Origin of the sequence: Intrasporangium oryzae NRRL B-24470 (assembly GCF_000576595.1) — a bacterium.
Lineage (GTDB): Bacteria > Actinomycetota > Actinomycetes > Actinomycetales > Dermatophilaceae > Intrasporangium_C > Intrasporangium_C oryzae.
On record NZ_AWSA01000005.1, the window covers coordinates 13942 to 33498 of the forward strand.

The following is a 19557-nucleotide window of genomic DNA, read 5'->3' on the forward strand; positions in this document are numbered from 1 at the left end:
GTGAGCCGGCCGCCGCCGATGCCGCTCGCGCCGTCAGGCCCCGTGCCCTCTCGTATGCTGCTCGGCACGTTGGGAGGCCGCGCGGGCCGGGGGTTTGGACCCAGCGGCATACGTCTCGTCGGACCGTCTGGGAGGGGTCGTAGGATCGGGGCTCGCCCGGCCCTGGTAGCGGTCGGGGTCGATGTGGAGGAGAGCCGCAATGCCCGAAGCGTTCGTCTACGACGCGGTCCGCACGCCGTTCGGTCGCTACGGCGGCGCCCTCGCGGGGATCCGGCCGGACGACCTCGCGGCACTGGTGGTCAGGGAGATCGTCGCGCGGGCGCCGGGTCTGCGGGGCGAGGGCGCGACGCAGGTCGACGAGGTCGTGCTCGGCAACGCGAACGGGGCGGGCGAGGAGAACCGCAACGTGGCGCGCATGGCATCGCTCCTCGCGGGCCTCCCGACGTCCGTTCCCGGCTCGACGGTGAACCGGCTCTGCGGGTCGAGCCTCGACGCGGCGATGATCGGGTCGCGGCAGATCGCGACCGGCGAGGCCGACGTCGTCATCGTCGGTGGTGTCGAGTCGATGTCCCGGGCGCCGTGGGTGCTGCCGAAGACCGACCGACCCTATCCCGCGGGCGACCTCGCCCTGTCCTCCACGACGTTGGGGTGGCGGCTCGTCAACCCCGCGATGCCGCCCGAGTGGACGGTGTCGTTGGGGGAGGCGACCGAGCAGCTGCGCGAGAGGTACGGGATCACGCGCGATCGGCAGGACGCGTTCGCGGCCCGGTCGCACGAGCTGGCCGCGGCGGCCTGGGACGACGGGTTCTACGACGACCTCGTCGTCGCGGTGCCCGGAGTGGACCTGGCCCGTGACGAGTCGATCCGGCCCGACACGACGGTCGAGCGGCTCGCCGGCCTCAAGACGGTCTTCCGGTCGGTCACGGACGGAGGCACGGTGACGGCCGGCAATGCGTCGCCGCTCAACGACGGCGCGTCCGCCGTCCTGCTCGGCAGCCTGGCCGCGCACGAGCGCCTCGGCCTCGACCCCGTGGCCCGGATCGCGGGTCGGGCGTCGAGCGCGCTCGAGCCGCATTTCTTCGGGTACGCCCCGGTGGAGGCCGCGAACCGCGCGTTGGCCCGCGCGGGCATCACCTGGGCCGACGTGTCGGCCGTCGAGCTGAACGAGGCCTTCGCCGCGCAGTCGCTGGCCTGCCTGGATGCGTGGCCGGTCGACCCTGAGATCGTCAACGGTCGGGGTGGGGCGATCGCCATCGGCCACCCGCTCGGGGCCTCGGGAGGGCGCGTGCTCGGCACCCTCGCCCGGAGCCTGCACCGCGGCGGTGGCCGCTGGGGAGTCGCCTGCATCTGCATCGGGGTCGGTCAGGGCCTGGCCGTCGTCCTCGAGAACGTCACCGGCTGACCGCCGCTCGAGGGGCGGGGTCGAGGGGCGGGATCGAGGGGCGGGATCGAGGGGCGGGGTCGAGCCACCGCTCCTCGTCATGCGTGCAGAGGTCGATCCCCGAGGTCAGGCGGCCTTCGGGGTGGGCCACGGCCACGCCGTGCAGCCCTTGAGGCCGTAGGTCTGCTGCATCATCACCGGGGCCACCTTCCCCGGCCCCGCGCAGTAGGCGTGCCCGTGTCCGATGCCGTGGCCGACCTCGTGGTTGACGAGGTAGATCCGGTATGTCGCGACATCCGCGCCGTAGGCGTCGGCGCCGAGCTGCCAGCGCCGGAGGTTGAGCACGACCCGGCCGCCGTTGTGGCAGCTGACCTGACCGCGGGTCTGGAGCGGGGCACACAGCTGGTCGGTCGTGTCGGGACTGGCCAGGGTGATCCTCAGGTCGACGTCTGCACCGCCCGCTGCCGCCGCGGCGGAGACGTTGACGAAACGCACGCCGTCGCGGGTCTGCCAGCCGCGAGGGTCGCCCAGGACGGTCGCGACGGTCGTCGCCACCTCGGTCGGGTTCACGCCGAGGCCACCCTCGATCTCGACCGTGTAGCGCACGAGGCGGCCCGACGACGTCGTGGCACGGACGGCGCTCGCTGGCACGTCGACGACGGTGAAGGTGCCGCTGCCGCGCTCGACGACGCGCGCGGCGCCGGCCTTCGCCGCCGCAGTGACCGTCGCGCCGGTGTCCGCAGGCACGCTCTCAGCCGCGTCGGCCGGGTCCGTCCCGCTCCCGACCGGCCGCGTCCCGACCTCGAACGAGTAGCGCGCCAGCGTGGCCACCTCACCCATCGGTGGAGGAGCCTGCTCGTCGGCCCTCGCGACCGACCACACGTCGGCGGCGATGCAGAGACCGACGGCGAGGCTCGCAGCGAGGCGTCGACGACGCACCTGCGCAGCTCGGCGCCCACCCCCACCACTCGGCATGGGGCCACGCTAGGGGAACGCCGAGGCGAATGCGAGAATGCTCCACGCCACGCCGGAACCGACGGCCGGATGACCGGTCCGCGAGGCCGCCCTGGCCACCCGACGCCGCCTGCGCGCGCGTGGCCGCCGCCCTCGATTTGGTCGCGGACGCACCGAGCACGTACCCTGATCATCGACCAATGACCGCCGGTTGGAGGACGTGGGCTCCACGCCCCTCCCGAAGGTTCCGCACGATGCGGGCAGCCAGCGCAGGACACGAAGCCCAACGGCATACGTCGGTATGCAGCCAAGCCCCGTGCGCCCTGCGCCGGGGCCTTTGTCGTGTTGGCCCTCTGCCGGCGGCGCAACGCAAGGGAAGGAGGCCCAGATGGCAAACGTCGAGAAGACGGCAGCCATTGCCGAGATCGCGGACAAGTTCCGTGAGTCCGGCGCGGCCGTTCTCACCGAGTACCGCGGCCTCACCGTCGCCCAGCTCTCGCAGCTGCGCAGCTCGCTCCGGGAACACGCCACCTATGCCGTGGTCAAGAACACGCTGACGGAGATCGCAGCCAAGGAGGCCGGTATCACGGCCTTTGACGGCCACCTCCAGGGCCCGAGCGCCATCGCCTTCGTGACCGGTGACCCGGTCGAGGCTGCCAAGGGTCTGCGTGACTTCGCCAAGGCACACCCCCTCCTCGTGATCAAGGCTGGCGTCCTCGACGGCAAGTCCTTGAGCCCCGAGGAGATCACGAAGCTTGCGGACCTCGAGTCCCGCGAGGTTCTCCTGGCCAAGATGGCGGGGGCCATGAAGGGCTCCCTCAGCAAGGCCGTCTACCTCTTTGCCGCACCTCTCGCGCAGACGGCCCGCCTGGTCGACGCCCTGCGCCAGAAGGTCGAGGCCGAGGGTCCCGCCACGCCGGCCGCCGCGGCCGACGAGGCTCCGGCTGCTGCCGACGCAGAGGCCACCACCGACGTCGCCGAGGGTGGCGACGAGAACTGACGTCACGTCGGTTCATCCATCACAACGCCACTCACGGCAATACACAGGAAGGAAGCCATCATGGCGAAGCTCAGCACTGACGAGCTCCTTGACGCTTTCAAGGAGATGACCCTCATCGAGCTCTCCGAGTTCGTGAAGCTCTTCGAGGACACCTTCGAGGTCACGGCTGCCGCTCCGGTCGCCGTCGCCGCCGCCGGTGTCCCCGCGGGCGCCGCTCCCGAGGCCGCCGAGGAGCAGGACGAGTTCGACGTCGTCCTCGTCGCCGCCGGCGACAAGAAGATCCAGGTCATCAAGGAGGTCCGCGCGCTCACGAGCCTCGGCCTCAAGGAGGCCAAGGACCTCGTCGACGGCGCTCCCAAGCCCGTCCTCGAGAAGGTCGACAAGGCTGCGGCCGAGAAGGCCAAGGAGCAGCTCGAGGGCGCCGGCGCCACCGTCGAGCTCAAGTGAGCCGTCCCGGCTAGCCGGGATCTCCAGCAGTACCGCGAAGGCGGGTCCGACTCCGGTCGGGCCCGCCTTCGGCGTTCAACGCTCATGGGGCCCGCACGGCACGACGGCGCTCGCGGCGAGAGCGTCGTCGGCCCACGTATGCCGCTCACTGACCTCCCAGCGGACGCGGGCCGCCGCCGATGCCGCTCCCACCGCCATGCCGCGCGGATCAACGGGCGCGGGGTCGCTCGGGCGGCCGATTCATGGGCGGCGCCATGGCAGGGGACGGGGCGTCGCCGCGAGACGATGCGCCGCCCATGCTCCTGAGGCCGCGTGAGCGGCTCTGCGCCCGTCTCGGCGGGCGGGCTTCCCGATGCCCATGCTCCTGAGGCCGCGTGAGCGGCCCCGCGTTCGGCTCGCTGAGGGTCTGAGAGACGCGGGGGTCAGGCGTGGGCGAGGGCGTCCTCGAGGGCGGTGATGACGAGGGCGACGCGGTCGCGGCGGGCGTTGTGGCCCATGAGGCCGATGCGCCAGACCGTCGAGGCGTACTGGCCGGCGCCCGCACCGATCTCGATGTCGTGCTTCTCGAGGAGATAGCGGCGGACGTCGGCCGAGTCGACACCGTCGGGCACGCGAACGGTGGTCAGCTCGGGCAGGCGGTGGCCCTTGGCCGCGAAGAGCTCGAGCCCGATCTCCTCCAGGCCGTCCTGGAGCAGCTGCCCGGCCTCGGCGTGCCGGGCCCAGACGTTCTCGAGGCCCTCGGCGGCGATGCGCTGGAGGGCGGCGTGGAGGCTCGCGACCATGGCCGTGGGTGCGGTGTGGTGGTAGGTCCGTTGGCCTGCTCCGGAGGCTTCGCCGACGTACCCGCCGAGGAGGCCGAGGTCGAGGTACCACGAGGACGGGCGCTCGACGCGCCGCTCGAAGGCGCGGTCGTTGATCGTGAAGGGTGCGAGCCCGGGGGCGACGCCGAGGCACTTCTGGGTGCCGGCGTAGCCGACATCGATGCCCCAGGCGTCGGCGCGCAGCTCGATCCCGCCGATGCTCGTCACGGCGTCGACGAGGAGGAGGGCGTCGCCCTTCGCCGCCCCCAGCGCGGCGACGTCGGAGCGGACGCCGGTGGATGTCTCGGCATGGACGGCGGCGATGATCTTCGGGCTCGGGTGCGCCGAGACGACACGCTCGACGTCGACCGGCTGACCCCACTCGTGGTCGACCGGGACCACCTCGGCGCCGTGGCGGGCGGCGACGTCGCACATCCGCTGTCCGAAGAGGCCGTTGACCGCGACGACGACCACGTCACCGGGGTGAACGAGGTTGACGAAGGCGGCCTCCATGCCGGCCGATCCGGTGGCCGACAGGGGCAAGGTCCGCCGGTTGTCGGTGCCCCATGCGAGGCGCAGCAGGTCGCACGTCTCGTCCATGATGGCGAGGAACTCGGGGTCGAGGTGACCGAGCAGGGGAGCGGCGAGGGCGAGGGTCGCCTCGGGATAGGGGTTGCAGGGTCCGGGGCCGAGGAGGTGGCGGTCGGCGAGCGGGCGGGCTGTCGAGGGGACCGGCGTGGTCATGTCAGAAACCTGCTCCCGGGTTGAGGATGCCCTTCGGGTCGAGGGCCTGCTTGATGCGGTGGGTGAGGGCCATGACGTCCGGGCCGAGCTGGTCGGGCAGGGCGGCCCGCTTGAGGCGGCCGACGCCGTGCTCGCCGGTGATGGTCCCGCCGAGTGAGATGGCGAGGGCCATGATCTCTGAGAACGCCTGCGCTGCACGGACCCTCGCCGCCGCGTCGCCTGCGGGGTGCACCACGATCGGGTGCGTGTTGCCGTCACCGGCATGGGCGACGACGGGGATCTCGACGGCGTTGCGCTCGGCGATGGCCGCGATACCGACGAGCAGCTCGGGCAGCAGGGGGACGGGGACCCCGACGTCCTCGAGCATGAGCGACCCCCGGCGTTCGATGGCCGGGAAGGCGGCTCGCCTCGCGGCGGCGAACATCTCGCCCTCGTCGGGGTCGTCCGTGACGAAGCACTCGACGGAACCGTGCGCGAGGCACATCTGCTCCATGTGGGCGATCTCCTCGGCGCGGGCCCCGCCCGGAGCGTCGGACTGGGCGAGGAGCATCGCTCCGGCCGTCCGGTCCAGGCCCATGGACTGGTAGTCCTCGACGGCGTTGATCGACGCCTGGTCCATGAGCTCCAGCATCGACGGACGCAGGGTCCGGCCGATGGCGACGACCGTCCGTGCCGCGACCTCCACGGTGGCGAAGGTCGCGACGAGCGTGGCGCGGGGCGACTGGGCCGGGACGAGCCGGAGGATGGCCCGCGTGACGATCCCGAGGGTGCCCTCGCTGCCGACGAAGAGCTTGAGGAGCGAGAGCCCCGCGACGTCCTTGATCCGCTGCCCGCCGAGCCGGACGAGGGTGCCGTCCGCGAGGACGACGTCGAGGCCGAGGACGTAGTCGGTCGTCACGCCGTACTTCACGCAGCACAGCCCGCCGGCGTTGGTCGCGACGTTGCCGCCGATCGAGCAGATCTCGAAAGACGAGGGGTCGGGCGGGTACCAGAGCCCCTCGACCGCCGCGGCCATCTTGACCTCGGCGTTGAGGGCGCCCGGCTCGACGATCGCCGTGCGCGTCGCCGGGTCGATCTCGATGGCCCGCATGCGCTCGAGGCTGAGGACGATGCACCCGTCGACGGCGTTCGAGCCGCCGGACAGCCCGCTTCCGGCGCCCCGGGGCACGACGGGGACGCCGCCGGCGCTGGCCCATCGCACGGTCTCCTGGACGTCGGCCGCGGTGCGGGCGCGGACCACGGCCAGCGGCATACCGGCGGTGTCGGACTGGGTCCAGTCGCGGCGGTAGGCCTCCATCGTCGCGGGCTCGGTGGTGAGCGCGCCCTCGCTGAGCGCGGCGCCGAGGTCGGCCAGGTCGGGCACAGTCGTCACGTCGCCACGGTAACCGCGCCGCCACCCCTGGTTCGATGTATCCCGCGGTCGAATACGACCCTGGGATACATCGAACCGGGGGTGGCAGTGGCCGGTAGGTTGACGCACATGGGATGGCTGTCGCGCAACAAGAGACCACAGGCTGCGGAGCCGGACGTTCCTGCGCCTGCCGCGGCTGATCCCGTCGGTCCCGTCGGTCCCGTCGTTCCCGAGGCAGGACCCGCGCCGGCCGCTGCCGCAGAGCCGGTGCCGGCGCCTCCCGCGGCCTCGCCGATGGGGGAGTACGGGCCACTCGTCACCGTGACCCGCTTCGAGCTGGCGCCCGAGGAGCTCGAGTGGCAGCTGCCCGTGACCGGCGAGCTCTACCGGGTCCTGCCGGGATCCGACCGGCCCGACTACTCCCTCATGGTGCTCGAGCGCCCCCTCCACTTCTACCCGGCTGCGGGCTTCGACATCGGCCGGGCGGCGCCGGAGCAGCGCGTCGAGGACCGCAAGGGTCGTCCCATGGTCCGCGTCAACGCGCTCCTGCTCTGCGCTCGCTACGTCGGCCAGCAGCTGCACGCGGGCATGGAGGACCTCGCCGTCAACATCGCCTACGTCGTCGACACCTCGCTCGCGCGGGACGCGGTCGTCGACTTCGCCAAGATCGAGTATGCCGCGACCGGCTTCCTCTCCGAGGGCCACGTCGGCCGGCCCACGCCGGCCGCTGCCGGCGAGACCACCGAGGGGACGACCGAGGAGGCGGTTCCGGTCGAGGTCGGCCAGCCGGAGCCGGCCGCCCTCGGGGAGCCGCTCGTCGAACCTCCGGCGGACGGCGTCGTGCCCGAGGGCCTGCCGCCGATGGTCGTCGTCGACGAGGTCGTGCCCGAGGTGGCCCGCCTGCTCAAGGAGGGCATCGAGCAGCAGCGGGGGAGCCGGGTCGAGCGGCTCACGGCCGTCCTGACGCTGGATGCGCAGCACCGGGTCAGCGGCCTGTCGGGCAACGCAGACGGCCAGTCGCCCGTGCCGACTCCGGAGACGTTCGAGCGGCTCAACGAGGCGCTCGCGCCACTCGCCGACCTCCCGCACCGGGACCCCATCGCGAGACTGACGATCCGCCTGGACGGCGAGCGGCTCACCTCAGACGTCGACTACGGCGGCGCCTGAGCGCGCCGGCGTGGAGGGCGGGCCCGGCGGCATACGGACGGGTCTCCGAGGCGCTCGGGGGCCTGCGGCATACTTCACGCTGTGAAGCTCATCCAGGCCAATGGTGTCCCCGAGTCCCTCGCCCGAGTCGACGAGCCGCAGACCGCCCCCGTGCGGGTCGCGCTCGTCCAGCACGCATGGGTCGATGACCCGGGCGAGCTCGTCGAGACGTTCCGCGACGGCATCCGCACGGCGGCGGAGGCCGGCGCGACGATCGTCTTCCTGCCGGAGCTGACGCTGTCGCGCTACCCCGCCGACACGCTCCCGGAGGGGACCCCCTCCGACATCGCGGAGGACCTCGAGACGGGCCCGACCGTGACGTTCGCCCGCGAGGCCGCCCGTGACTTCGGCGTCCACGTCCACGCCTCGCTCTACGAGCGCGCCGACCAGGGCGACGGCCTCGGCTTCAACACCGCCGTCGTCGTGGCACCGTCCGGTGAGGTCGTCGCGCGGACCCGCAAGACCCACATCCCCGTGACGGCCGGCTACTACGAGGACAAGTACTTCCGCCCGGGCCCCGCCGACGACGCCTACCCCGTCGTCGCCCTCGAGCAGCCGCAGGTCCGCCTCGGCCTGCCGACGTGCTGGGACGAGTGGTTCCCCGAGGTCGCCCGCCTCTACTCCCTCGGCGGCGCGCAGGTCCTCTGCTATCCGACCGCGATCGGCTCCGAGCCCGACCACCCCGACTTCGACACCCAGCCCCTGTGGCAGCAGGTCATCGTGGGCAACGGCATCGCCAACGGTCTCTTCATGGTCGTGCCCAACCGCTACGGCACCGAGGGCCTCATCACCTTCTACGGCAGCTCGTTCATCTCCGACCCCTACGGCCGGATCCTCGTCCAGGCCCCGCGCGACGAGGCGGCCGTCCTCGTCGCCGACCTCGACCTCGCCCAGCGGGGTGACTGGCTCGAGCTCTTCCCCTTCCTCTCGACGCGGCGTCCCGACTCGTATGCCGCCCTCACCGCCCCGATCCGTGACGAGCACCGTCGCGACGTGGCGGAGTGAGCACCCGAGCTGAGCACCCCGAGATGAGCACCCCGAGATGAGCATTGCCGCAGGTCAGGCGGGTTCCGGGAGCGGATCGTCCGCTCCCGGACCCTGGCGGATGCCCTCCGAGACGGCCCGCCACGAGTGCACGTGGATGGCCTGGCCGAGCCAGGGCTACACGCTCGGCGACACCCCGACCGAGGTCGAGGCGGCGAGGTCCACGTGGGCCGCCGTCGCCAACGCCGTCATCGAGTTCGAGCCGGTCCGGATGGTCGTCGTGCCGGCCGACCTCGAGGTCGCCGAGCGTCTCCTGCACCCCTCCGTCGAGCTCGTCCCGGCCGAGCTCGACGACGCGTGGATGCGCGACATCGGCCCGACGTTCGTGATCTCCGGTGACGGCGCTCTCGGGGCGGTCGACTGGGTCTTCAACGGCTGGGGCGCCCAGTCCTGGGCGTCCTGGGAGCACGACGCCCGGGTCGGCGCGTTCGTCGGCGGGCTCACGGGCGCGGAGGTCATCTCCTCGCCGCTCGTCAACGAGGGTGGCGGCATCCATGTCGACGGCCTCGGGACGGTGCTGCTCACCGAGACGGTCCAGCTCGACCCGGGCCGCAACCCCGGGCTGACGAGGGCGGACGTCGAGGCCGAGCTGGCTCGCACGATCGGCGCGACGACCGCCCTCTGGCTCCCGCGCGGCCTCACTCGTGACTACGACGAGTTCGGCACCCGGGGGCACGTCGACATCGTCGCGACGATCGCCTCGCCCGGTGTCGTGCTCCTCCACGAGCAGCAGGACCCGAGCCATCCCGACCATGCCGTCTCCCGCGAGCTGCGCGAGCTGCTGGAGGACGCGCGCGACGCCCGCGGCGAGCGGTTCGAGGTCATCGGGGTCCCGGCCCCGCGCACGCTGGCCGACGCGGAGGGCCCGGTCGACTGGTCCTACATCAACCACCTCGTCGTCAACGACGGCGTCATCGCCTGCACCTTCGGCGACGAGCAGGACGAGGCGTCGCTCGCGGTGCTCGCGGAGGCCTACCCGGGCCGGCGCGTGGTCGGCGTCGATGCCCGACCGCTCTTCGACCGTGGCGGCGGCATCCACTGCATCACCCAGCAGCAGCCGGCGGTCTGAGCGGCGCCGACGCCCGCGCCTTACGCCGCGGGGGTGTTCGGTGGCCTGAATGGTCACCGGACACCCCCGGGGGCGGTCTACGGGCCGAGTCAGGCCTGGGGGAGTCGCTTGTGGACGTCCTCGCTCATCCGGACGACGGAGATGGCGAACTCGAGGCCGATACGCACGACCGCGAGCCAGATGAAGGCGAAGAGCGCGCCGATGACGAGCACGATGACGCCGTAGCCGACGCTGTCGGTGAACGCGGTGATGACGTAGACGACGTAGATGACCGCGATCCAGATCGTGGCGAGCACGTAGACGAACTTCACGATCTTCGGCGTGACGAAGGTGTTGAACCCATAGTCGAAGAGCGCCTGGACGAAGCCGCCCGAGCCTCCGCCCATGCCGGCAGTGAGGCCCTGCACGGGTGCCGGCCCGGGTCCCGGCGTCGCCGCCCCGCCCGGCGCGGCGGCATACGACCCGCCGTATCCGCCCGCTGAGGCCAGCCCCGTGGCGGGCGGGGGCGGGACAGGCTCGGGGGAGCCCACGGGCGGCATCGCCACGGGCTCCGCTGCCGGCGGCGATGACGCGCCGAAGGACGGCTGCAGGGGCGCCGTCTCGGCGGGCTGTGGGGGTGGCGGCGGGAGCGGCGCCCCGGTGCCGGCGGGCTGCTCGGGCTGGAAGGCCCCGTCGCCGGGCTCGGGCTCGGAGGGGCGCTGCTCGGGAGGGTTCACGTCTGACACGGTCGTTCCCTTCACGTCACGCAGGGTGGAGACCCGGGTGGGTCCTGCGGCCATGCTAGGCACCCCGGAAGGGCCGCCGGCCTGAAGCGACCGAACCGGTCGTGGACGGCGCCCGGTCGGGCGCGTTCCGTGCTCGGCGAGAGGGTGCCAAAGGGGCCGCGCGACCCCGTCGAACGGGCCGCCACGGAGCAGGCTGATCCGGGCAGGCCTTGACGCGGAGGCCGCGGGGGGCCATATTTCAACGCGTTCCCTTCGCGGAGCTCCCGGTCCGGGGGGCGTCGCAGGTCGGTCCTTCGGGTGACGACCTCCGCCTCTTGACCCGGCTGGACACACCTGCCCTTGTGCGGGTAGGCTAAGCCTTTGCGCTGCCCATGCCCATCCTTCGCGACCATGACCACGATCTCCTCGTGCTCAGGACCCGCGAGCGGAGCCATGCGGTGACGCGGTCTGAAGATTCGAAAAGGCCCGTGGAAGGACCCTCCTTGGCTGCCTCGCGTACTGCGACGAACATGTCCACCGCACAGACCCCTTCGGGGCGTCTGTCCTTCGCGAAGATTCGCGAACCGCTCGAGGTCCCCGACCTCCTGGCCCTTCAGACGGAGAGCTTTGACTGGCTGCTCGGTAACGAGCGCTGGCAGGCTCGCGTCGCCGCGGCCAAGGCCGAGGGGCGTAACGATGTCCCCGACCGGTCCGGGCTCGAGGAGATCTTCGAGGAGATCTCCCCGATCGAGGACTTCAGCGGCTCCATGTCGCTGTCGTTCCGCGACCACCGCTTCGAGGAGACCCGCAAGACGATCGAGTCGTGCAAGGAGCGCGACCAGACGTACGACGCGCCGCTCTTCGTGACGGCCGAGTTCATGAACACCGTCACCGGCGAGATCAAGAGCCAGACGGTCTTCATGGGTGACTTCCCGCTCATGACCGAGCGCGGCACCTTCATCATCAACGGCACCGAGCGTGTCGTCGTCTCGCAGCTCGTCCGCAGCCCGGGCGTCTACTTCGAGCGCACGCCCGACAAGACGTCCGACAAGGACATCTACACGGCCAAGATCATCCCGAGCCGGGGTGCCTGGCTCGAGTTCGAGATCGACAAGCGCGACATGGTCGGCGTCCGCGTCGACCGCAAGCGCAAGCAGTCCGTCACGGTGCTGCTCAAGGCGCTCGGCTGGACCGAGGCGCAGATCCTCGAGGAGTTCGGCGAGTTCGAGTCGATGCGCCTGACGCTCGAGAAGGACCACACCCAGGGCCAGGACGACGCGCTGCTCGACATCTACCGCAAGCTGCGCCCGGGCGAGCCGCCGACCAAGGAGGCCGCGCAGACCCTGCTCGACAACCTCTACTTCAACTCCAAGCGCTACGACCTCGCCAAGGTCGGTCGCTACAAGATCAACAAGAAGCTCGGTCTCGACGGCTCGATCAACGACTCGACCCTCGCGATCGACGACATCGTCGCCACCATCAAGTTCATCGTCACGCTCCACGACGGCCAGGACTCGATGAAGGGCGTCAAGAACGGCGAGGAGGTCGACGTCCGCGTCGAGGTCGACGACATCGACCACTTCGGCAACCGTCGCCTGCGTTCCGTCGGCGAGCTCATCCAGAACCAGGTCCGCACCGGCCTGTCCCGGATGGAGCGCGTCGTCCGCGAGCGCATGACGACGCAGGACGTCGAGGCCATCACGCCCCAGACCCTGATCAACATCCGCCCGGTCGTGGCGTCGATCAAGGAGTTCTTCGGCACCTCGCAGCTCTCGCAGTTCATGGACCAGAACAACCCGCTCGCGGGTCTGACCCACAAACGTCGCCTGTCCGCGCTCGGCCCGGGTGGTATCTCCCGTGACCGCGCCCAGATGGAGGTCCGTGACGTCCACCCGTCGCACTACGGCCGCATGTGCCCGATCGAGACGCCTGAAGGCCCGAACATCGGCCTGATCGGCTCGCTCGCCTCCTACGGCCGGATCAACGCCTTCGGCTTCATCGAGACGCCGTACCGCAAGGTCGTGGGCGGTGTCGTCACCGACGAGATCCACTACCTGTCCGCCGACGAGGAGGACAAGTACGTCGTCGCCCAGGCCAACGCCGCCATCGACCTCGACGGCAACTTCGTCGACGACCGCGTGCTCGTCCGCACCAAGGGTGGCGAGGTCGAGCTGATCCCGGGCGCCGACGTCGACTACATGGACGTCTCGCCGCGCCAGATGGTCTCGGCCGCGACCGCGATGATCCCGTTCCTCGAGCACGACGACGCCAACCGTGCGCTCATGGGCGCCAACATGCAGCGTCAGGCCGTCCCGCTCGTCAAGAGCGAGGCCCCGCTCGTCGGCACCGGTATGGAGTACCGCGCCGCCGTCGACTCGGGCGACGTCGTCCGTGCCGAGAAGGCTGGTGTCGTCCAGGAGGTGTCGGCCGACCTCGTCACCGTCGCCAACGACGACGGCACGTACCAGACGTACCGCATCGCCAAGTTCGCGCGCTCCAACCAGGGCACGAGCTACAACCAGGTCGTCGTCGTCAACGAGGGCGACCGTCTCGAGGCCGGTGGCGTCATCGCCGACGGTCCCGCGACCGATGGTGGCGAGATGGCGCTCGGGCGCAACCTGCTCGTCGCGTTCATGTCGTGGGAGGGCCACAACTACGAGGACGCGATCATCCTCAGCCAGCGCCTGGTCCAGGACGACGTCCTCTCCTCGATCCACATCGAGGAGCACGAGGTCGACGCCCGTGACACCAAGCTCGGCCCCGAGGAGATCACCCGCGACATCCCCAACGTCTCGGAGGACGTCCTCGCCGACCTCGACGAGCGCGGCATCATCCGCGTCGGCGCCGAGGTTCGCGACGGCGACCTGCTCGTCGGCAAGGTCACGCCCAAGGGCGAGACCGAGCTGACCCCGGAGGAGCGCCTCCTGCGCGCGATCTTCGGTGAGAAGGCGCGCGAGGTCCGCGACACGTCGCTCAAGGTGCCCCACGGCGAGACCGGCACGGTCATCGGCGTCAAGGAGTTCCGCGCCGACCAGGGTGACGACCTGCCCCCGGGCGTCAACCAGCTCGTGCGGGTCTATGTCGCCAACAAGCGCAAGATCACTGACGGTGACAAGCTCGCCGGCCGTCACGGCAACAAGGGTGTCATCTCCAAGATCCTCCCGGTCGAGGACATGCCCTTCCTCGAGGACGGCACGCCGGTCGACGTCATCCTCAACCCGCACGGTGTGCCGCGACGCATGAACCTCGGGCAGATCCTCGAGCTGCACCTCGGCTGGGCCGCCTCCCGCGGCTGGAAGATCGAGGGCAGCCCGGACTGGGCCGCCCAGATCCCGGCCGACGCGCACGAGGCCCCCGCGGGCTCGCGCGTGGCGACGCCGGTCTTCGACGGCGCGTCTGAGGAGGTCGTCACCGGCCTGCTCGACTCGACGCTGAAGACGCGTGACGGGGTCCGCCTCGTCGACGCCTCGGGCAAGACGCGCCTCTTCGACGGCCGCTCCGGCGAGCCGTTCCCGGAGCCCGTCGCGGTCGGCTACATGTACATCCTCAAGCTCCACCACCTCGTCGACGACAAGATCCACGCTCGCTCGACGGGTCCGTACTCCATGATCACCCAGCAGCCGCTCGGCGGTAAGGCCCAGTTCGGTGGCCAGCGCTTCGGTGAGATGGAGGTCTGGGCGCTCGAGGCGTACGGCGCCGCCTACACGCTCCAGGAGCTGCTGACGATCAAGTCCGACGACGTCCCGGGCCGCGTGAAGGTCTACGAGGCGATCGTCAAGGGCGAGAACATCCCGGACTCGGGCATCCCCGAGTCGTTCAAGGTCCTCCTCAAGGAGATGCAGTCCCTGTGTCTCAACGTCGAGGTCCTGAGCTCCGACGGCACGACGATCGAGATGAAGGAAAGCGACGAGGAGGTCTTCCGCGCAGCGGAGGAGCTCGGCATCGACCTGAGCCGGCGCGAGCCGTCCAGCGTCGAAGAGGTCTGACCCAGGCCACCACCGACGAGCGGCACGTATGCCGCTGAGCGAGCTCAGCGGCATACGTGACCGAAGTCTTCGAACCAGTCAGACCACAGAGACTTAACGAGAGTTACGAGAGAAGGAACCACGTGCTCGACGTCAACTTCTTCGACGAGCTGCGCATCGGCCTTGCCACGGCGGAGGACATCCGCCAGTGGAGCCACGGCGAGGTCAAGAAGCCCGAGACCATCAACTACCGCACCCTCAAGCCGGAGAAGGAGGGCCTCTTCTGCGAGCGCATCTTCGGTCCGACCCGCGACTGGGAGTGCAACTGCGGCAAGTACAAGCGCGTCCGCTTCAAGGGCATCATCTGTGAGCGCTGTGGCGTCGAGGTCACGCGCGCCAAGGTGCGCCGCGAGCGGATGGGCCACATCGAGCTCGCCGCCCCCGTCACCCACATCTGGTACTTCAAGGGCGTCCCGTCGCGCCTCGGCTACCTGCTCGACCTCGCCCCGAAGGACCTCGAGAAGGTCATCTACTTCGCGGCCTACATGATCACGTCCGTCGACGAGGAGCAGCGGCACGCCGACCTGCCCTCGCTCGAGGCGCAGATCCAGGTCGAGAAGAAGGAGATCGAGAACCGTCGCGACGTCGACGTCAACGCCCGCGCCCAGAAGCTCGAGAAGGACATCGCCGAGCTCGAGGCCGAGGGTGCCAAGGCCGACATCAAGCGCAAGGTCCGCGACTCGGCCGAGCGCGAGATGAACCAGATCCGCAAGCGCGCCGACCAGCTGGTCGAGCGGCTCGAGCAGGTCTGGGACCGCTTCAAGAACCTCAAGGTCCAGGACCTCGAGGGCGACGAGATCCTCTACCGCGAGATGCGTGACCGCTTCGGTCTGTACTTCGAGGGTGGCATGGGCGCCGCCGCGATCCAGAAGCGCCTCGAGTCCTTCGACCTCGACGCCGAGGCGGAGCTCCTCCAGGAGATCATCGCGACCGGCAAGGGACAGAAGAAGACCCGCGCCATCAAGAGGCTCAAGGTCGTCAACGCGTTCCAGATGACGTCCAACCACCCGACCGGCATGGTCCTCGACGCGATCCCGGTCATCCCGCCGGACCTGCGCCCGATGGTCCAGCTCGACGGCGGGCGGTTCGCGACGTCGGACCTCAACGACCTCTACCGCCGCGTCATCAACCGCAACAACCGCCTCAAGCGCCTCCTCGACCTCGGCGCGCCCGAGATCATCGTCAACAACGAGAAGCGCATGCTCCAGGAGGCCGTCGACAGCCTCTTCGACAACGGCCGTCGTGGTCGCCCGGTGACGGGCCCCGGCAACCGTCCGCTCAAGTCGCTGTCCGACATGCTCAAGGGCAAGCAGGGCCGCTTCCGCCAGAACCTGCTCGGCAAGCGCGTCGACTACTCCGGCCGTTCGGTCATCGTCGTCGGCCCGCAGCTCAAGCTGCACCAGTGCGGCCTGCCCAAGCAGATGGCGCTCGAGCTGTTCAAGCCGTTCGTGATGAAGCGCCTGGTCGACCTCGACCACGCCCAGAACATCAAGTCGGCCAAGCGCATGGTCGAGCGCGCGCGCCCGGTCGTGTGGGACGTCCTCGAAGAGGTCATCACCGAGCACCCGGTCCTGCTGAACCGTGCACCCACCCTGCACCGACTCGGCATCCAGGCGTTCGAGCCGCAGCTCGTCGAGGGCAAGGCCATCCAGATCCACCCGCTCGTCTGCTCGGCCTTCAACGCCGACTTCGACGGTGACCAGATGGCCGTCCACGTGCCGCTGTCGGCGGAGGCGCAGGCCGAGGCCCGCATCCTCATGCTCTCGAGCAACAACATCCTCAAGCCGGCCGACGGTCGCCCCGTGACCATGCCGACGCAGGACATGATCACCGGCATCTTCCACCTCACCGACGCCATCGACGGTGGCGGCATCGGCGCGGGCCGGGCGTTCACGTCCCCGTCGGAGGCCCGGATGGCCTTCGACCGTGGCGAGATCCAGCTCGGCTCGATGATCAAGCTGCGCCTGACGGACGCCGTTCCGCCGGCCGGCTTCGAGCTGCCCGAGGGTGTCGAGGCGGGGGAGGACGGTCTCGTGCCGTCGATCACCCTCGAGACGACGCTCGGCCGCGCGATCTTCAACGACACGCTGCCGGTCGACTACCCGTTCGAGAACCGCCCGGTCGACCGCAAGCGCCTCTCGGCGATCGTCAACGACCTCGCGGAGCGCTACTCCAAGGTCCAGGTCGCCGCGTCCCTCGACGCCCTGAAGGAGGCCGGCTTCCACTGGTCGACCCGCTCGGGCTGCACCGTCGCCATCTCCGACGTCACGACGCCGGACAACAAGGCGGAGATCCTCGAGGGCTACGAGACGAAGGCTGCCAAGGTCCAGACGCAGTACGAGCGCGGTCTCATCACCGACGACGAGCGTCGCCAGGAGCTCGTCGAGATCTGGACGCAGGCGTCCAACCAGGTCGCCAAGGAGATGGAGACCAACTTCCCGCGCACGAACCCCATCTACCGGATGGTGTCCTCGGGCGCTGGTGGTAACTGGTTCCAGATCCGTCAGATCGCCGGTATGCGAGGCCTCATGGCCAACCCGAAGGGCGAGATCATCCCGCGCCCGATCAAGGCGAACTTCCGTGAGGGCCTCACGGTGCTCGAGTTCTTCATCTCGACGCACGGTGCCCGAAAGGGTCTGGCCGACACGGCGCTCCGTACCGCCGACTCGGGTTACCTCACGCGTCGTCTCGTCGACGTGTCGCAGGACGTCATCATCCGTGAGGACGACTGTGGCACCGACCGCGGCCTCAAGCTGCCGATCGCCCAGGTCAACGAGACCACGGGCACGCGCAGCCTGAGCGAGGTCGTCGAGGCCTCGGTCTACGCCCGGACGCTGGCCGAGGACGTCGAGGTCGACGGCGAGGTTCTCGCAGAGGCCGGCATCGACCTCGGTGACGTCGTCATCGGCGCGCTCTTCGCGGCCGGCGTCGACGAGGTCCGGGTCCGCTCGGTCCTCACCTGCGACAGCAAGGTCGGCACGTGCGCGAAGTGCTACGGCCGTTCGCTCGCGACCGGCAAGCTCGTCGACATCGGTGAGGCCGTCGGCATCATCGCGGCCCAGTCGATCGGTGAGCCCGGCACGCAGCTGACGATGCGTACCTTCCACACCGGTGGTGCGGCCGCGGCCGACGACATCACCCAGGGTCTGCCGCGTGTCGTCGAGCTCTTCGAGGCGCGCACCCCGAAGGGTGTCGCCCCGATCGCCGAGGCCACCGGCCGGATCGAGATCGAGGACACCGACAAGGCGCGTCGCATCCTGCTCACGCCCGACGACGGCTCCGAGCAGCACGCCTACCCGGTGAGCAAGCGCTCGCGCCTGCTCGTCGGCGACGGTGACCACGTCGAGGTCGGCACCAAGCTGGTCCAGGGCGCGATCGACCCCAAGCAGGTCCTTCGCATCCTCGGCCCGCGCGCCGCGCAGAAGCACCTCGTCGACGAGGTCCAGCGCGTGTACCGCCAGCAGGGCGTGTCGATCCACGACAAGCACATCGAGGTCATCGTGCGCCAGATGCTGCGCCGCGTGACGATCATCGAGTCCGGTGACGCCGACCTGCTCCCGGGTGAGCTCGCCGAGCGTGGCCGCTTCGAGGACGAGAACCGCAAGGCGATCGCCGAGGGTGGTCGTCCGGCCTCGGGTCGTCCGGAGCTCATGGGTATCACCAAGGCGTCGCTCGCGACCGAGTCGTGGCTGTCGGCCGCGTCCTTCCAGGAGACGACCCGGGTGCTCACGCAGGCCGCCATGGAGGCCAAGTCCGACCCGCTGCTCGGGCTCAAGGAGAACGTCATCCTCGGAAAGCTCATCCCTGCCGGCACGGGCCTGCCCCGCTACCGGAACATCAAGGTGGAGCCGACGGAGGAGGCCAAGGCCGCGATGTACTCCCTCCCGAGCTACGACGCCTACGACTACGCAGGCTTCGGCACGGGGACCGGCGAGGCGATCCGTCTCGACGACGAGGCCCTCGGCCTCGACCAGCTCTGACCGGGTCGGCCCTGACCGGCCGGCTCTGAGCAGCCTGTATGCCGCTGGGCCCGGTTCGCGCGAGATGCGCGGGCCGGGCCCAGCGGCATACCCGCACCTGACTAGGCTGAGCGCATGAGCGACGTGCAACGCGACGAGACCCAGCCCGAGGCCCTGCCCGGGGAGGCCCCCGTGGTGGAGCCCGTGGACGGGGCGGCCGAGGACGGGGCGGCCGAGGTGGCCGAAGGTGCACCCGAGAGCGCCGACGTCGGCACCGACGGTGAGCCGGCCGACGCGCCCGCGGCGATCATCGTGCTGACGGAGGAGGCGCTCAAGCCGGTCGACGTCGACAAGATCGTCGCGCTCCACGCGGACGAGGGGGCGACCTACCGGGTCCTCGTGCCGGCCGACACCGACCGCAACATGCTCTCGGAGTTCCTCGACCATCTCAGCCTCTTCGAGATGCGCGAGGCGCTCGACGCGCTCAAGCCCGTCGACCGCGAAGGGGCCCACGCCGACGCAGGCACGGCGCTGGCGACCTCGCTGGCGGAGTTCGAGCGCCACGGCGTCGTCGTCACCGGCGAGATCACCGGCGACGACCCCATGCCGACCCTCCTCGAGGAGGTGTCCCGCCTCAGCGCCAGCGAGGTCGTCGTCGTGACGGAGCCGCACGCCGTCGAGGACACCTTCCACACCGACTGGGCCTCGCGGGCCCGCGAGACCCTCGGCCTGCCCGTCCTGCACATGTATGCCGGCGACTGGCGCCTCGGCTGAGCCGTTGGGCCTGGCCCGGCCCGGGATGTCGCGAGAGGCCCGGCGTGGGATGCCGCCGAAAGGTCATCGGATTTGGTAGGCGTGCCCGCCCCCGGTACG

13 protein-coding genes are annotated in these 19557 nt (G+C 70.5%); 9 read left to right on the forward strand and 4 right to left on the reverse strand.

What is annotated here, in order from left to right; translation table 11 throughout:
• The first annotated feature begins 199 nt into the window (after window positions 1-199).
• Window positions 200-1402, forward strand: coding sequence for a thiolase family protein (locus N865_RS03090; RefSeq protein ID WP_034801523.1), 1203 nt, complete (start codon window positions 200-202; stop codon window positions 1400-1402).
• A 105-nt stretch (window positions 1403-1507) separates the two neighbouring features.
• On the opposite strand, the gene N865_RS03095 is transcribed toward N865_RS03090, so the two are convergent.
• Window positions 1508-2356 (reverse strand): DUF3152 domain-containing protein, encoded by an 849-nt coding sequence (locus N865_RS03095; RefSeq protein WP_157557539.1) that lies wholly within the window; start codon window positions 2354-2356, stop codon window positions 1508-1510.
• Between the two features lie 367 nt (window positions 2357-2723).
• On the opposite strand from N865_RS03095, the gene rplJ reads away from it, so the two are divergent.
• Together rplJ and rplL are read left to right on the forward strand one after the other, a co-directional pair.
• Entirely contained in the window at window positions 2724-3335 is a 612-nt protein-coding gene (rplJ, locus tag N865_RS03100) for a 50S ribosomal protein L10 (protein ID WP_034801524.1), read from the forward strand.
• Window positions 3336-3395: 60 nt separating this feature from the next.
• Window positions 3396-3782: a 50S ribosomal protein L7/L12 gene (gene rplL / locus N865_RS03105; protein ID WP_034801527.1), complete on the forward strand. Its 387-nt coding sequence runs from the start codon at window positions 3396-3398 to the stop codon at window positions 3780-3782.
• A 422-nt stretch (window positions 3783-4204) separates the two neighbouring features.
• Here the strand turns inward: rplL and N865_RS03110 are convergent, their stop codons facing one another.
• On the reverse strand, window positions 4205-5326 hold the full coding sequence (locus N865_RS03110; protein ID WP_034801530.1) for a pyridoxal-phosphate-dependent aminotransferase family protein: 1122 nt from the start codon (window positions 5324-5326) through the stop codon (window positions 4205-4207).
• 1 nt (window position 5327) lies between these two features.
• Window positions 5328-6698: an FAD-binding oxidoreductase gene (locus N865_RS03115; protein WP_322786050.1), complete on the reverse strand. Its 1371-nt coding sequence runs from the start codon at window positions 6696-6698 to the stop codon at window positions 5328-5330.
• A gap of 108 nt (window positions 6699-6806) precedes the next feature.
• Here N865_RS03115 and N865_RS03120 point away from each other — a divergent pair, with 108 nt between their 5' ends.
• The 3 genes from N865_RS03120 (at window position 6807) to N865_RS03130 (ending at window position 9996) form a co-directional block, all read left to right on the forward strand.
• On the forward strand, window positions 6807-7844 hold the full coding sequence (locus N865_RS03120) for a hypothetical protein (RefSeq protein WP_157557540.1): 1038 nt from the start codon (window positions 6807-6809) through the stop codon (window positions 7842-7844).
• Window positions 7845-7925: 81 nt separating this feature from the next.
• Window positions 7926-8888 carry a nitrilase-related carbon-nitrogen hydrolase gene (locus N865_RS03125; RefSeq protein ID WP_034801542.1) on the forward strand — a complete coding sequence of 321 codons (963 nt, stop codon included), beginning with the start codon at window positions 7926-7928 and terminating at the stop codon, window positions 8886-8888.
• Window positions 8889-8988: 100 nt separating this feature from the next.
• The gene (locus N865_RS03130; protein WP_034801543.1) at window positions 8989-9996 is read left to right on the forward strand and encodes an agmatine deiminase family protein; all 1008 of its coding nucleotides are present in this window, start codon (window positions 8989-8991) and stop codon (window positions 9994-9996) included.
• Window positions 9997-10085: 89 nt separating this feature from the next.
• Here N865_RS03130 and N865_RS03135 read toward each other — a convergent pair whose 3' ends face one another.
• Window positions 10086-10775 (reverse strand): DUF4282 domain-containing protein, encoded by a 690-nt coding sequence (locus N865_RS03135; RefSeq protein WP_157557541.1) that lies wholly within the window; start codon window positions 10773-10775, stop codon window positions 10086-10088.
• Between the two features lie 428 nt (window positions 10776-11203).
• Here N865_RS03135 and rpoB point away from each other — a divergent pair, with 428 nt between their 5' ends.
• From rpoB to N865_RS03150, 3 genes are all read left to right on the forward strand, one after another.
• Window positions 11204-14686 (forward strand): DNA-directed RNA polymerase subunit beta, encoded by a 3483-nt coding sequence (gene rpoB / locus N865_RS03140; RefSeq protein WP_034801545.1) that lies wholly within the window; start codon window positions 11204-11206, stop codon window positions 14684-14686.
• Between the two features lie 122 nt (window positions 14687-14808).
• On the forward strand, window positions 14809-18705 hold the full coding sequence (locus N865_RS03145; protein WP_034801546.1) for a DNA-directed RNA polymerase subunit beta': 3897 nt from the start codon (window positions 14809-14811) through the stop codon (window positions 18703-18705).
• A gap of 114 nt (window positions 18706-18819) precedes the next feature.
• Window positions 18820-19458: a hypothetical protein gene (locus N865_RS03150; RefSeq protein ID WP_322786051.1), complete on the forward strand. Its 639-nt coding sequence runs from the start codon at window positions 18820-18822 to the stop codon at window positions 19456-19458.
• Window positions 19459-19557: the final 99 nt, after the last annotated feature.